The 14155-nt window shown below is 69.3% G+C and carries 13 protein-coding genes and 2 pseudogenes; 6 read left to right on the forward strand and 9 right to left on the reverse strand.

Going from position 1 to position 14155, the window contains the following annotated elements; genetic code table 11:
• Positions 1-199, forward strand: a pseudogene (locus tag AB0368_RS27820) (transposase); the annotation flags it as partial.
• Between the two features lie 36 nt (positions 200-235).
• Here AB0368_RS27820 and AB0368_RS27825 read toward each other — a convergent pair.
• Positions 236-697 carry a gamma-glutamylcyclotransferase gene (locus AB0368_RS27825; protein ID WP_366156935.1) on the reverse strand — a complete coding sequence of 154 codons (462 nt, stop codon included), beginning with the start codon at positions 695-697 and terminating at the stop codon, positions 236-238.
• A gap of 105 nt (positions 698-802) precedes the next feature.
• On the opposite strand from AB0368_RS27825, the gene AB0368_RS27830 reads away from it, so the two are divergent.
• Complete coding sequence (locus tag AB0368_RS27830; protein WP_366156936.1) at positions 803-2203, forward strand: NAD(P)H-quinone dehydrogenase; 1401 nt, start codon at positions 803-805, stop codon at positions 2201-2203.
• Here the strand turns inward: AB0368_RS27830 and AB0368_RS27835 are convergent.
• The 3 genes from AB0368_RS27835 to AB0368_RS27845 form a co-directional block, all read right to left on the reverse strand.
• On the reverse strand, positions 2197-2973 hold the full coding sequence (locus AB0368_RS27835) for a DedA family protein (RefSeq protein WP_366156937.1): 777 nt from the start codon (positions 2971-2973) through the stop codon (positions 2197-2199). The genes AB0368_RS27830 and AB0368_RS27835 overlap by 7 nt on opposite strands.
• A gap of 407 nt (positions 2974-3380) precedes the next feature.
• Positions 3381-4202, reverse strand: coding sequence for a glycoside hydrolase family 16 protein (locus tag AB0368_RS27840; protein WP_366156938.1), 822 nt, complete (start codon positions 4200-4202; stop codon positions 3381-3383).
• A gap of 71 nt (positions 4203-4273) precedes the next feature.
• Complete coding sequence (locus AB0368_RS27845) at positions 4274-6025, reverse strand: biotin carboxylase N-terminal domain-containing protein (RefSeq protein WP_366156939.1); 1752 nt, start codon at positions 6023-6025, stop codon at positions 4274-4276.
• Between the two features lie 65 nt (positions 6026-6090).
• On the opposite strand from AB0368_RS27845, the gene AB0368_RS27850 reads away from it, so the two are divergent.
• The 3 genes from AB0368_RS27850 (at position 6091) to AB0368_RS27860 (ending at position 8450) form a co-directional block, all read left to right on the forward strand.
• Complete coding sequence (locus AB0368_RS27850; protein ID WP_366156940.1) at positions 6091-6660, forward strand: PadR family transcriptional regulator; 570 nt, start codon at positions 6091-6093, stop codon at positions 6658-6660.
• Positions 6661-6740: 80 nt separating this feature from the next.
• Positions 6741-7691 (forward strand): ATP-binding cassette domain-containing protein, encoded by a 951-nt coding sequence (locus tag AB0368_RS27855; protein WP_366156941.1) that lies wholly within the window; start codon positions 6741-6743, stop codon positions 7689-7691.
• A 3-nt stretch (positions 7692-7694) separates the two neighbouring features.
• The gene (locus AB0368_RS27860) at positions 7695-8450 is read left to right on the forward strand and encodes an ABC transporter permease (protein WP_366156942.1); all 756 of its coding nucleotides are present in this window, start codon (positions 7695-7697) and stop codon (positions 8448-8450) included.
• Between the two features lie 153 nt (positions 8451-8603).
• Here the strand turns inward: AB0368_RS27860 and AB0368_RS27865 are convergent, their stop codons facing one another.
• The 5 genes from AB0368_RS27865 to AB0368_RS27885 form a co-directional block, all read right to left on the reverse strand.
• Positions 8604-9224 (reverse strand): Maf family protein, encoded by a 621-nt coding sequence (locus AB0368_RS27865; protein ID WP_366156943.1) that lies wholly within the window; start codon positions 9222-9224, stop codon positions 8604-8606.
• Between the two features lie 57 nt (positions 9225-9281).
• Positions 9282-10409 carry a type VII secretion-associated serine protease mycosin gene (gene mycP / locus AB0368_RS27870; RefSeq protein ID WP_366156944.1) on the reverse strand — a complete coding sequence of 376 codons (1128 nt, stop codon included), beginning with the start codon at positions 10407-10409 and terminating at the stop codon, positions 9282-9284.
• Positions 10406-11815 carry a hypothetical protein gene (locus AB0368_RS27875; protein ID WP_366156945.1) on the reverse strand — a complete coding sequence of 470 codons (1410 nt, stop codon included), beginning with the start codon at positions 11813-11815 and terminating at the stop codon, positions 10406-10408. Before AB0368_RS27875 ends, mycP begins: the two co-directional genes overlap by 4 nt.
• On the reverse strand, positions 11815-12219 hold the full coding sequence (locus AB0368_RS27880; protein ID WP_366156946.1) for a hypothetical protein: 405 nt from the start codon (positions 12217-12219) through the stop codon (positions 11815-11817). The genes AB0368_RS27875 and AB0368_RS27880 overlap by 1 nt, the downstream gene beginning before the upstream one ends.
• Before the next feature lie 129 nt (positions 12220-12348).
• Positions 12349-12546 carry an acyl-CoA carboxylase subunit epsilon gene (locus AB0368_RS27885; RefSeq protein WP_366156947.1) on the reverse strand — a complete coding sequence of 66 codons (198 nt, stop codon included), beginning with the start codon at positions 12544-12546 and terminating at the stop codon, positions 12349-12351.
• 101 nt (positions 12547-12647) lie between these two features.
• On the opposite strand from AB0368_RS27885, the pseudogene AB0368_RS27890 reads away from it, so the two are divergent.
• Positions 12648-13916 (forward strand): annotated as a pseudogene (locus tag AB0368_RS27890) (protein kinase); the annotation flags it as partial.
• Positions 13917-14155: the final 239 nt, after the last annotated feature.

Genomic DNA, 14155 nt, shown 5'->3' on the forward strand with positions numbered 1-14155 from the left:
CCTGGCCGACACCATCATCGATCTGGTCGGTGTCATCGGCGCCGACGTCCTGACCCACCTGCTACCCGAACGCCGCCTACGCACCAAAACCCGCATGATCAAACGCTCGAACAGCAAATACCAAGCCCGCGGCCCCAACATCGACCGGCGCAGCTACCAAGCCACCACCAGCATCGACATCGTCATCCCCGACCCTTGACGACCACACCAACCGCCTAACTGAACGGCGTTGGATCTAGATCTCCGGCGACGACGTGCGGGTGGGCCGCTTGCGCAGGTCGTTGACGTAGTCGTCGGGCGCGCCGGCCTTCTCAGCAGCGTTGGCGATCTCCGAGAGATACCACGCCGTCGGCATGCCGCCCTCGTAGCCGTCGAAGACGTAGACCCACGCGCTGATGTCGCCCTCGAGCGTCGAGACCCGCACCGTGAGCTTCTGGTACGCCCCAGCGGTCACGCCCTCGAGCTCGTCGAGCTGGGCGGCGTCCCAGGCGTGCACGTCGTAGAGGGAGACGAAGACGCGGTCGCCGGGGGACTCGACGATCGTGGTGACCGCGCCCTCCCAGCCCATGTCGCCCTCGCCGGCGAAGGTCAGGCGCCAGCCCTCGACCCACCCGACACCCACCATCGGGGAGTGCGGACAATAGGCCCGCATCCGGGCCGGATCGAGGTTGGAGCCGTACGCGGCGTAATGACCCACGGCGATGACGATAGCCCGGCAGGCCGTTGGGGGAGAATACGAGACGTGCGTGTCGGCACATCTCAGTCACGTAAGTGACGAAACGTAACAATGGAGGTTGAGCGCGTGAGTCGGATCGTGATCATCGGCGGTGGGCCCGGCGGGTACGAGGCGGCGTTGGTCGCCGCTCAGCTCGACGCGGACGTCACCCTCGTCGAGGCCGACGGCGCCGGCGGCGCGTGCGTGCTCTCGGACTGCGTACCGTCCAAGACCTTCATCGCCAGCTCCGAGGTGGTGACGGGCTACCGCCACAACGAGCGGTTCGGGGTCCGGTCGGCGGGGCTCGAGGGCGTCACGGTCGACGCCAAGGCCGTCAACGAGCGGGTCAAGAAGCTGGCGCTGGCCCAGTCCGGCGACATCCAGGCCAAGCTGGTCAAGGCCGGCGTGGACGTGGTGCAGGGCCGGGCCCGGCTGGGCGAGGACACGCTCGGCCACACCCACCAGGTGATCGTCACCCCGCACGGCCGATCCCCGTACGCGGTGGACGCCGCGACCGTGCTGATCGCCACCGGCGCCACCCCGCGCGTGCTGCCCACCGCCCGGCCCGACGGCGAGCGCATCCTCGACTGGCGTCAGGTGTACGACCTCGCCGAGCTCCCCGAGCACCTGATCGTCATCGGCTCCGGCGTGACGGGTGCCGAGTTCGCCAGCGCGTACCTGGCGATGGGGATCCGCGTGACGCTGGTCTCCAGCCGCGAGCGGGTCATGCCGCACGAGGACGCCGACGCCGCGATGGCGATCGAGCGTGTCTTCCGGGAACGCGGCATGACCATCCTCAACCAGTCACGCGCCGACTCGGTGGTCAACAAGGGCGACGGCGTCGAGGTCACCCTGGCCGACGGGCGAGTGGTGAACGGCTCGCACGCCCTGATGGCCGTCGGCGCCGTGCCGAACACCGCCGATCTCGGCCTTCGCGAGTACGGCGTGGACGTCGCCCAGGGCGGCTACGTCACCGTGGACCGGGTCTCGCGGACGAACGTGCCCGGCATCTACGCCGCCGGCGACTGCACCGGGGTCCTGCCGCTTGCCAGCGTCGCCGCCATGCAGGGCCGCATCGCGATCTGGCACGCCATGGGCGAGGCCGTCGCGCCGCTGCGCCTGCGTACGGTCTCCGCCAACGTCTTCACCGACCCGGAGCTGGCCACCGTCGGCGTCTCGCAGAACGACGTGGACCTCGGCAAGGTCCCGGCCCGCCAGGTGATGCTGCCGCTGACCGGCAACGCCCGCGCCAAGATGGCGGGGCTGCGCGACGGCTTCGTGAAGCTCTTCTGCCGCCCGGCGACCGGCCAGATCGTCGGCGGGGTCGTGGTGGCGCCGAAGGCCAGCGAGCTGATCCTGCCGATCACCATGGCGATCGAGAACAACCTCACGGTCGACCAGTTGGCCCACACGATCACGATCTACCCGTCGCTGTCCGGCTCGATTGCCGAGGCCGCCCGTCAGCTGATGCTGCACGACCTTCAGTAGCGGGTCGCCCGCTCCGGGGCCTCGGCCGGCCCCTCTTCCTCGGCATTCACTGCGTCCTCGGCCTTGACGTCGTCCTCGGCGTTCACTTGGTCCTGGGCCCGGCTGTCGTCCTCGGCTTGCTCTTCGGCGTCCTTGCGGCCGCCGAAGAGGGCCAGGATCCAGCCGGCCGTGCCGAAGATCGCCGCGGCGGTCGCGGCGATCGCGAACAGCCGCCACGCCGACTGGGTCACCGCGGTGCCGCCGACGTGACCGACCAGGCCGCCGTAGGTGGCCCAGGCCAGCGCGGCGCCGCCGTCGTAGAGCACGAAGAGTTTGATGGGGTAACCGGCGCGGCCGGCGTGGTAGCCGGCCGCCATCCGCCCGCCCGGCACGAAGCGGCAGAGCAGCAGCACCAGCGGGCCAGGTTTGCGCAGACCTCGAGTAAAACGCTCGGCGGCCTTCTTGGTGCGCGACCCGGCCTTGTCGCCGTTCTCGGATCGGGGCGCGAAACGGCTGCGCAGGGCGGAGAGGTGCTCGCCGACCCAGTTGCCGCCGACGTGACCGGCCGTCCGCCCGAGGACGAAGGCGATGGAGTCGCCGGCGAACATCCCCAGGGCGCCGACGACGATGACGAGCGCAAGGTTGAGATTGCCGTAGACGGTGAGCGCGCCAGAGGTGATCATGATGGCCTGGGTGGGCACCACGGGGACCATCGCGTCGACGGCGAGGAAACCGAAGAGAGCGAGATAAGCCCACGCCGGTGTCGCCATGATGGTCAACAGGTCGGTCATCGGCTAGGCCACCTCACGGCTCCAGGATCCACGGCATTGTCCGTGGGCGCACCTGAGAATGGGCTGAGTTCAGCATGCGCCCTGATCAGGCCCGGCTAACGGTGATGCCCGACACGGTACGTCCTCCGCGGCGTACGCGTGGTCCATAACGCGGGCGGTTTCCGCCATTCTCACCGGATTCGCGCCGTGATCGTCCGCTTCTGGTGCGGCGCGGGCGCGCGTACGTTGGTAGCAGTTCGGAATGCCGGGTCCCCCGTTCTCGGCGCCCGGACGACCGGCGCCCGCCCGGCCACGCCGGGTGCGCTGCGCCCGGGCCGTCGGTAGGTCCCGTACCGGCGGCCCGACCTTCGTTGCCGCCCGCGCTGCTCACGACATTGTGGAACAGCGGGCGCTCCCGGGCCGGCTCCTCAGAGGCTGAAGACCCGGACGTAGTCGACGCGCAGCCGGGCGGGGAACACGGTGCCGGCGTCCGGGCTGCCCGGCCACGAGCCACCCACCGCCAGGTCGAGCACCAGGAAGAACGGCTTGTTGAACGCCCAGGGGTCGGCCTGGGCCGCGGTGATGCGGGCGTATGCGAAGCCGTCGAGGAAGAACGAGACGTCGCCGGTCGTCCAGACCGCCGTGTACGTGTGGAAGTCCCAGCAGAGCGGGCTGCCGATGCTGAAGCTGCCCATCCGGGAGCCCACCCCGGCGTATCCGGGTCCGTGGAGGGAACCGTGCACGGTGTACGGCTCGGAGCCCAGGTTCTCCATGATGTCGATCTCGCCGCTGGCCGGCCAGCCGACGGCCTGCAGATCGGTGCCCAGCGCCCAGAACGCCGGCCAGAGGCCCTGCCCGCACGGTATCCGCATGCGGGTCTCGAGGACGCCGGTCTGGACCGCGAGCCTGCCCCAGGTGGTCAGGCGTGCGGAGGTGTACTGACACGGGCCGTACCAGCAGGCGTTGCCGCCGCTGTCGGCCAGTGCGGTGAAGACCAGGTTGCCTTCACCGTCCATGGCGGCGTTGGCGGTGCTGTCGGTGTCGTACTCGAGCTGGCCGTTACCCCAGCCGCTGCCGCCGATGTCGTAGGCCCACCGGCTTCCGTCGATGCCGGAGCCGGCGGCGCCGTTGAACTCGTCGGCGAACAGCAACGTGCCGGCCGACGCGTGCGGGGTCGGGGATGCGACGAAGAAGGCACCGGCCGTCACCAGCAGGACGACGGCGCGGATCAGCTTCCGGTTCTGCCTCATGGAAATCCTCCCGCGGCGGCCTGGCCGCCCTGAGGGCGACCGTACGGCCGCGGCCGGCGGGAGGACAGGAACTAGTCGTCGATCGTGCAGATCGTCGTGCCGGCGGTGATGGTGTTGCCCACCTCGGCGCTCAGGCCGTTGACCGTGCCGGCCTTGTGCGCCTGCAGCGGCTGCTCCATCTTCATCGCCTCGACGACCACGATCACGTCGCCCTCGGCCACGGTGTCACCGTTGGCGGCGGCGACCTTGACGATGGTGCCCTGCATCGGGGCCGTCAACGCGGCCGCGCCGCCGGGGGCTGCCGACGCCGTACGGGTGCCCTGGCGGCGGGGGGCGGTGGTGCGGTTGGGGGCGGGTGCGCCCGTATTCATATCGGCCGGAAGGCGCACCTCCAGGCGCTTGCCGCCCACCTCGACCACGACGGTGCGGCGCTCTTCGGCGTCGGGCGCCGCGGTGGCCGCGGCGGTGAAGGGCGGCACCCCGCCGGCCCACTCGGTCTCGATCCACCGGGTGTGCACGGTGAACGGCTCGGTGGTGAACGCGGGGTCGCGCACGATGAGGCGGTGGAACGGCAGGACGGTCGCCATGCCCTCGATGACGGTCTCGTCCAGCGCCCGGCGGGCCCGGTCGAGCGCCTCGGCGCGGGTCGCGCCGGTCACGATGATCTTCGCCAGCATGGAGTCGAAGTTGCCGCCGATGACGCTGCCGGCCTCGACGCCCGCGTCGACTCGCACGCCCGGGCCGGACGGCCAGGTGAGCGTGGTGACCGTGCCCGGCGCGGGCAGGAAGTTGCGGCCGGCGTCCTCGCCGTTGATGCGGAACTCGATGGAGTGGCCGCGCGGCTCGGGGTCGGCGGTCAGGGCCAGCGGCTCGCCGCGGGCGATGCGGAACTGCTCGCGGACCAGGTCGATGCCGGCGGTCTCCTCGCTGACCGGGTGCTCGACCTGCAGGCGGGTGTTGACCTCGAGGAACGAGATGGTCCCGTCCTGGCCGACCAGGTATTCGACGGTGCCGGCGCCGTGATAGCCGGCCTCCCGGCAGATCGCCTTGGCGCTGGTGTGGATGCGCTCGCGCTGCTCGGCGGTGAGGAACGGCGCCGGGGCCTCCTCGACCAGCTTCTGGTGGCGGCGCTGCAGTGAGCAGTCGCGGGTGCCGACGACGATGACGGTGCCGTGCGTGTCGGCCAGGACCTGGGCCTCGACGTGCCGCGGCCGGTCGAGGTAGCGCTCGACGAAGCACTCACCGCGGCCGAACGCCGCCACCGCCTCGCGGGTCGCCGACTCGAAGAGGGCCGGGATCTCCTCCAGCGTGCGGGCCACCTTCAGGCCGCGCCCGCCGCCGCCGAAGGCCGCCTTGATGGCGACCGGCAGCCCGTGTTCGCTCGCGAACGCGACGATCTCGTCGGCGCCGGCCACCGGCTCGGCCGTGCCCGGCACGAGCGGCGCGCCGGCCCGCTGCGCGATGTGCCGCGCGGTGACCTTGTCGCCGAGGTCGCGGATCGCCGCCGGCGTGGGTCCGATCCAGGTCAATCCCGCATCGAGTACGGCCTGAGCGAACTCGGCGTTCTCACTGAGGAAGCCGTAGCCGGGATGCACCGCGTCGGCACCGCAGCGAGCCGCGACGTCCAGAAGCTTGTCGATGCGCAGATAGGTGTCGGCCGCCGTCTCGCCGTCGAGGGCCCATGCCTCGTCGGCGAGCCGCGCGGGTGGCGCGTCCCGGTCGCTGTCGGCGTAGACGGCGACGCTGATCAGGCCCGCGTCGCTGCAGGCGCGGATGACACGGACGGCGATCTCGCCGCGATTAGCGATCAATACCTTGCGCACGGGCCTGAGCCTATCGTCCGGCCTCGACCGCGCGCTCAGTCAAGTTTGGTTATTACGCTGAGCGCATGTCCGCCACGCGCATGATGATCCTCGGCGTCGTCCAATGGATGCAGCCGGTCCACGGCTACGACGTCCGCCGCGAGCTGCTGAGCTGGAGCGCCGACAAGTGGGCGAACGTGCAGCCCGGCTCGATCTACCACGGCCTTCGCAAGCTCGCCGAGGAGGGACTGCTGCGCGAGGTGGCGACCGAGCAGGTGGGTGCGCGTCCCGCCCGCACGACGTACGAGATCACCGACAAGGGCACGGACGAGTTCCATGCGCTGCTCCGCACCAACTGGTGGAACGTCGCCGGCACGCCGGACCCGTTCATGGCGGCGTTCTCGTTCCTGCCGGCCATGCCGCGCGAGGAGGCCGTGGCCGCGCTCCGCAACCGCGCGATGCAGCTCTCGGCGGGCAACAAGCAGCTCTCGGCGGCGATGGGCTCGGACTGGGCGAAGCAGAAGCCGGTGTACGTGAGCTGGATGTGGGAGCTCGCCATGGACCGGGCGGAGGCCGAGATCCGCTGGTGCGAGCGGGTGGCGCGGCTCGTCGAGGCGGACACGCCGTACTTCCCGGCGCAGCTTCCGGCGCAGTAATCAAGTTTGACTAGTCAGGCTTGACGGTCCTACGCTGCCTCGGGCGGCGGGCACCTGCCCGCCCACGAGTGGGGGCCGAGATGATCGAAACGCGGGGACTGCGCAAGTCGTTCACGTCCCGCCAGGGCAAGGAGAAGAAAACGGTCGAAGCCGTCCGCGGCGTCGACCTGACCGTCGACGAGGGCGAGATCTTCGGCTTCCTGGGGCCGAACGGCGCGGGCAAGACCACGACGCTGCGCATGCTGGCGACCCTCATCGAACCCGACGGCGGCACCGCCGTCATCGCGGGCGCCGACCTGCTCAAGAACCCGGCCGAGGTGCGCCGCCGCATCGGCTACGTGGCCCAGGGCGGAGCGACCTGGGACGACTCCACGGCCCGCGAGGAACTCGTCCTCCAGGCGCGCCTCTACGGCATCTCCAAGCAGGAGGCGCTGGCCCGATCCGAAGGCGTGCTCAAGGGCTTCCAGCTTTCCGAGTACGCGGACCGCAAGTGCAAGACGTACTCGGGAGGCCAGCGGCGCCGGGTCGACATCGCGCTCGGCATCATCCACGACCCCAAGGTGGTCTTCCTCGACGAACCCACCACCGGCCTCGACCCGCAGAGCCGGGCCCACATGTGGGACGAGATCCGCCGGCTGCGCGCCGACGGCATCACCATCTTCATCACCACGCACTACCTGGACGAGGCGGACGCGCTCTGCGACCGCATCTCCATCATGGACAACGGCGAGATCGTCGCCTCCGGCACGCCGGCGGCCCTGAAACGGGAGATCTCCGGAGATGTCGTACGGGTCGGAGTAGCCTCCCCGGCCCTGGCGGCCGAGGCACTGGGCTCGGCCGAGTTCGTCAACAAACTCGAGACCCACGACGACAGCGTCCGCCTCTACGTGGACGAAGGCGCCTCGGCCATCCCCCTGGTGCTGCGAGCCCTGGACGCCGCCGAGGTGCAACTGGGCACGATCGAGCTGCACCGCCCCAGCCTCGACGACGTCTTCCTGACCAAGACCGGCCGCTCCCTGAGGGAGGACTGAACGATGAAGCTGCTGCGCGACACCTGGCTGATCTTCCAGCGGCAGGCCTTGCTGCTGCTGAGAAACCCGGTCTGGATCCTGGTCGGCGTCTTCCAGCCGGTGATGTACCTGTTGCTGTTCGCCCCGCTGCTGAAGCCGGCCCTGGGGGTGCGGACGAACGCGGAGGCGTACGAGATCTTCGTGCCCGGCCTGCTGGTCCTGCTGGCCATCTTCGGCGGGCTCTTCCAAGGATTCGGGCTGATCGCCGAGCTGCGCGCGGGCGTGATCGAACGCTCCCGGGTCACCCCGGTGAGCCGCCTCGCCCTGCTGCTGGGCCGGTCCCTGCGCGACACGGTGTCCCTGCTGGCGCAGGCGGTCATCATCACGTTGTTGGCGCTGGTGTTCGACCTGCGAGTGTTCCTCGGGAACCTGCTCCTGGCGTACCTGATGCTGGCCCTGATCTCGCTGATGACGTCGGCGGTGTCGTACGGGGTGGCGTTGGCGGTCAAGAGCGAGGACGCGCTGGCGCCGTTGATGAACACGGTGGCTCAGCCGGTGCTGTTGCTGTCGGGGATTCTGCTGCCGTTGACGTTCGCGCCGGGGTGGCTGCAGGGGATCGCGGACTGGAACCCGTTCTCTTGGGCGGTGGACGGGACGCGGGCCCTGTTCCGGGGGGATCTGGGGGCTCCGGCGGTGTGGCAAGGGTTGCTGATCATGGCTGTGCTGGCGGTGGCTGCGGTTGCCTGGGCGGCGCGGTCGTTTGCTCGTAGCGTTCGGTAATTGGGGTGGCCGTCGCGCTCGCTTCTTGCGTGGCGCGGCGGCCGTTTCTTCCCAGGCTGGCGTCCTCCTAGGTCTTCTCTTCCCAGGCTGGCGCCGTCCCAGGTCGGGCCTTATCCCTGAGCTGGCGCCTTCTTCCTGGGCCTGGTCTTCTTCCTAGGCCGGGGTCTTCTTCCACAGCTCGGGGACGCTGACGCCGAAGGTCTGGAGCAGGCGCCGGAACAGTGGAAGCGAAAGCCCCACGACGTTGCCGTGGTCGCCCTCGATCCGCTCGACGAAAGCCCCACCGAGCCCGTCGATCGTGAAAGCCCCGGCGACGTGAAGAGGTTCGCCGGTGGCGACGTACGCCTCGACCTCGGCATCGCTCAGATCAGCGAAGTGCACGACGGTGGCGCCGACTTCTTCCGCCTGCTTGCCGCTGAGATCGGTCAGGTGGTGCCCGGTGTGCAGTACGCCGGACCGTCCCCGCATCGCCACCCACCGGCGGACGGCATCAGCGGCGTTGGCGGGCTTGCCGAGAATCTGACCGTCGAAGGCGAGGACGGAGTCGCATCCGAGGACGAGGACATCAGGATCCGGGGGCAGAGTGGAAGCGACGGCCCTCGCCTTCATCCTCGCCAGGGCCAGGCACAGCTCGGATGCATCGGTCGAGTCGACAACGGACTCGTCGACACCGCTGACCTGGACCGAGGGGTCGAATCCGGCAGTTCGTAGGAGAGCCAGCCGCGCAGGGCTGGCAGAGGCGAGCACTAACCGGTAACCGTCGTCATTCCGCACGGAGGCCTACGCTACAAGCTGCTTGGTCGGCGTTAACTGTCCGGCTCGCGGTGCGGGTCAGGTGGAGCGGGCAGACGACCGCCGCCGTACCCAGATGACGCCGGCGAGACCAGCAAGCAGGACGAGGACCACGGCGCCGATGATCAGGGGCGTTTTGTCGCTGGCGGGGTCGGTGTGGGGGGAGGCCTGGGCGGGCTGGGTGGGGGCCGCGGCGGGGGCGGAGGCGGTAGGGGCGGAACTGCTCTGCTGTCCGGACGCGGGAACATCCGTGCCGTTCAGGGCGGCGACGATGTTGACGATGCCGTGCCCGTACTCGTCATCGACCCCCGGCGCACCCTTGTCAGTCGCGGTGGTCTCGAGCCGCTGAACCGTCTCTTCGGCGCTCATGTCTGGGTACTTGCTACGCAGTAGAGCCGCAGCACCCGAAATCATCGCCGACGCGTCCGATGTGCCTTTCTGCTTGATCGCGTATTCGTTCTGGTTTGTGGTCGTGGTGATGTCCTCGCCGGGCGCGGCCAAGTCGATTGCCGGTCCCGCGACCGAGATGTCTGCTTTGCTTCCGGATCTATTGATCGCCGCCGCGGCCACCACGCTTTCCAGCACCGCAGGTGCCGTAACTCCGGCATCGCGTGGACTGTTGCCCGCCGCAGCGACGACAACGACGTCAGCGTCGGACGCGGCACGCACCGCAGCGATAGTCGCCGGGTCGAGTCCTCCGCTGACCGAGATATTAATTACGTCAGCTCCGTGGGCTATGGCGTACTTGATCGCAGGACCAATCTCAGCATTCCGTCCCCCCTTGCCCAAGACGCGGATAGGTAGGATCTTTGCGTCCGGGGCTATGCCCAGAACGCCGTTTCCATTCGAGCCGTGTGCTGCGATGATCCCTGCCATGCTGGTTCCGTGTCCGTTGACGTCGTTCTGCCCCGTACCGCCTCGCTTAACGAAGTCCATTCCATTGAGGACGCTTCCGGACAGATCTCGGTGCTTGCTGACGCCGGAGTCGATGACTGCGACAATGACGCCTTTGCCCGTGCTCAGGCGATGCGCCTCGGCAATCTTCAAATATTTGAGATGCCATTGACTATCGCGGATGTCGTCGGCATGTGCGGGCGAGCCAAGAAAACAAGTGCCGGTGAAAGCGAGCGCTGCTGCCACTGTGCCGGCCGCAAGTTTTCGGATCATCTGTGGTAACCGATAGCAGGCCCGGGGTCGATGGGAGATGCCTCGGGCGGTGGCATCAGTACTGGGTCGACGCCTTCATCGGTGACCCACGGGTTGTCGGGATCCCAATGCCTTTCCCCGCTGCCATCGTCACGTTGGTCGCGTGCGCGTGGAGGGGCCGCCAAGGCGTTCGTGCTCTGTGGGTGTAGTGCGGTTCGGGGCGGGGAGCCACGTCCTGTCCGAGAGCCGTTCGGTTCGATAACGCCCCCAACAGGATTCACTCTGGCTGGGCCACCTGGGCGAGATCTGGGCGCAGTCGAGGGCGTCTGCCCGATCAGATTGCCGGATGGACTCGAGCCGATCACGCCTCCCGGTGGATTCACCACTCGTCCGGTCGGTGCCGCCCCACTCGGCCGCATACTCGTCCCGTTAGGAAGGCGGCTGGTTCCTGGCGCGTAGGTAGCAGAAGGCAGCTTGCCGCCATTGTCAGGATTCAGGAGGCCGGGAATCAGTCCAGGCGGGCTCGGTGCAGGAGTTGGGCCCGGCGTGGGTGTTGACGGAAGAGCTGGTGGGCTCGCAGGTGGACTTATTGTGCCCGGTCCTGCACCACCGAGGATCGGGCCGCCGCCGATCTGCCCCGTCGGGTGTCCTCCGCCGGAGGTGGGGATGATCGGGGACGAGTGCAGTTGACTGCCTTGGGGTGTTGTGAAGTTGCTCGACGGAGTCGATGAACGTGTGGGGGCGACGCTCCCCCCTCCAGGCGGTGGAATTATGGGCGGAACGGCGAATCCGGATCCGTCGTCCCGATTTGTTCGCTCCTCCCCGCCGGAGCTGCCCAGGTCGTTGGGGTCGTACGGCTTGGGCTTCTGCAGGGCGCTCTGCCCGCTGATCACCGTGCTGCTCAGGTCGTACATGATGACCCGCGCCTGGTTGTTCAGCTGTTCCTGCTGCACCGAGGACACCGGCGGGAACGAGATCTTCGGTGGCTCGGTCGGGTCGACCGGTTGGGCGTCGATCTTTGCCTGCCACGCCAGGTTCGCCTTCTCGTTGGCCTCGTACTGGTCGACGATCGGCTTCAGCTTGTTGCGGGCCAGGCTCAGCGTCAGCGTCACCGTTGCGAAGGCCGTGTAGTTGGCCGAAGCCGCGTCGTGTGTCGCCTGGAGGCTGGTGATCAGGCTGTCGAGGCGCTCGATGTAGGCGGCTGCTGCTGGGCTCTTCGAGGGCGGCCACACCGATGCAAGGTTGTCGCGGTACATCCGGACCTGGCCTAGGTGGGTCAGGGTGAGGTCTGCGGTCTGCCTCCAGCCGGACACGACGTCGTAGTGCTTGTCGGTGTCCTGGTCGGCGATCGCCGACCACATGTAGCGGACGTCCTTCGAGTTCCAGTCGGTGCCGCCGTAGCCGCCGCCTCCGCCTGCGATGAGCATCAGTGGGTCTCCGTTTCGCCGCCGGGGCCCTGGGTCGTGGCGTCGGTGAAGGCCTTCTCGACGTCGGTCACCTTGGCGTGCGCGTACGCGTCGGTGCTGCGGTACTCCTCGCTGATCGACTGGGCCGCCGTCGCGAAGACGTGCGTACCGTCTCGGAAGTTGAAGGTGTTGGCGAAGGTCTGGTTCTGGACCTCGTTGTGCACCTTCAGGAAGCTCTGCAGCTCAGGCATGAGGGCGCTGGCCTTCGGCAGCTGGGTGAGCATCGCCGTCGTGACTCTCTGCAGGTTCGGGTCGTATCCGGCCTGGACCTCGTTGGCGAGGGTCTTGGCGAACTCCTCCATCGCCTGGATGTCGGTTTCGATCGAGGCGAAGCTCGTGATCGTGCTGTCCGGCAATTCGTGCACCGCTTGTGCCCTCCCCCGAGACTGCGAAATCTCCCCGCGAGACTAGTCGGTGACCGCCCGTGTTTCGACCCCGTACCCACAGCTGTGGACAGTGCCGTACACCCGACACGGGCTATCTCGGTGAACGGTTCAGCGGGGTAGTCCCGACTCCCGCCACGACCCTCTTCCCGGACTCGGGCGGGCGCTCCGGAGCCAGGCGTCCGTCGATGGTCTCGACTTGGCTGGATCCGTACCGATGGATGTGCTGATCAATGCTCCTACCAGGGCGGCCAGCTCTTCTGCGGTCGGTACGCCACGCACCACGCTGACCAGCGGTTCCTCATCCATTGATCAAGCGTACGGTCTACCCGCCGGTACTCGGTGACACGCGTCCCACACTCGGCTGATCGATTCGCTGCGGCTCGACATGACCGGGTATTTTCTGCGTGATGTCTACTTCCCCCCCGCTTGTTGTCGCTGACCGCTACCGGCTCGTCGCGCCGCTCGGTCAGGGCGGGATGGGTCGTGTCTGGCGGGCGACCGATGTCGTCCTGCATCGTGATGTCGCGATCAAGGAGCTCGTACCTCCTCCCGGGCTGACGCCGGACGAGCGTCAGGAGATGCGGGAACGGTCGCTGCGCGAGGCGCGGGCGATCGCCCGGCTCAACAACATCAATGTGGTGCGCGTCTTCGACGTGCTGCGGACCGACGCGGATCCGTGGATCGTCATGGAGTACGTGCCCTCGCGCTCCTTGCAGGACATTCTGGCCACCGACGGGCCTTTCAACCCGGTACGCGCCGCCGAGATCGGCCTCGGCGTCCTCGGTGCCCTGCGTGCCGCGCACCGTGCCGGGGTCGTGCACCGCGACGTCAAGCCCGGCAATGTGCTGATCGGCGAGGACGGCCGGGTCGTGCTCACCGACTTCGGCCTGGCCACTGTGCCCGGCGACCCGAACGTGACGCGCACCGGGCTGGTGCTGGGCTCACCCGCGTACATTGCTCCGGAGCGTGCTCGCGACGGCACTGCCGGTCCGGGCGCCGACCTGTGGTCGCTCGGAGCGACGCTCTATGCCGCGGTGGAGGGGGCGTCTCCGTTCGCGCGCCCGTCCGCCATCGCCACGCTGGCCGCGCTCGCGACCGAGAACCCGCCGCCGGCCCGCAACGCCGGTCCGCTCAAGCCGGTCCTCAACGGTCTGCTGCGCAAGGATCCCGCGCACCGCATCAACGCCGACGAGGCCGAGCGCCTGCTGCTGCGCGCCACCGGCCGGCGGTCGAAGCTGAGCTTCCCGATGAGCCCCACGATGCGCCGCCCCGGCGTCGGCCGCGAACGCCCGCCGGTCGTGCCTGGCGTGTCGGCCAGCGCGCCGGTCGTGCCGGGACCGCGCCCGCCCATCACGTCCGGTCGCCCGCCGATCACTCCGGGCCGCGCCGGCACCACACCGCCGGCGATCCCGGGCCGGGCCGCCGCCGCGACACCCCCGGTCACCCCTGGCCGCACGGGCGCCACATCGGGCCGGGCCAGCGCCACGCCGCCGATCACTCCAGGCCGCAGCGGCGCCACGCCGCCGGCTGCGACGGGCCGGAGCGGCGCCACGCCGCCGGTAGCTCCCGGGCACCCCGGTGTCACTCCGGCGGGCCGGTCGCCGGTGACGTCCGCCCGCGCGTCCGCCACGCCCCCGACGGCTCCGGCGCGGCCGCCGATCGATCCCGCAGCCCCGGAGCATCGTCCGCAGAGCGGCGCGCCGACCGGCCGGGCGCCCATCTTCACCCCGGGCAAGGCCACGGTGGGTCGCTCACCGCGCCCGGGGGACGCTCCGACGCGCATCGACCCGAAGAACCCCGCGATCGACCAGACCCAGGTGGGCCCGCCTGCGCCTTTTTCCCGTACGGGCACAGCAAAGCCGCCGCCCCCAGGACCGGAAGCAGGAGCGGAAGGGCCCCCTGCCCTGGACGCGAC

The organism is Actinoplanes sp. NPDC051475, from assembly GCF_040689425.1.
Taxonomy (GTDB): Bacteria; Actinomycetota; Actinomycetes; order Mycobacteriales; family Micromonosporaceae; genus Actinoplanes.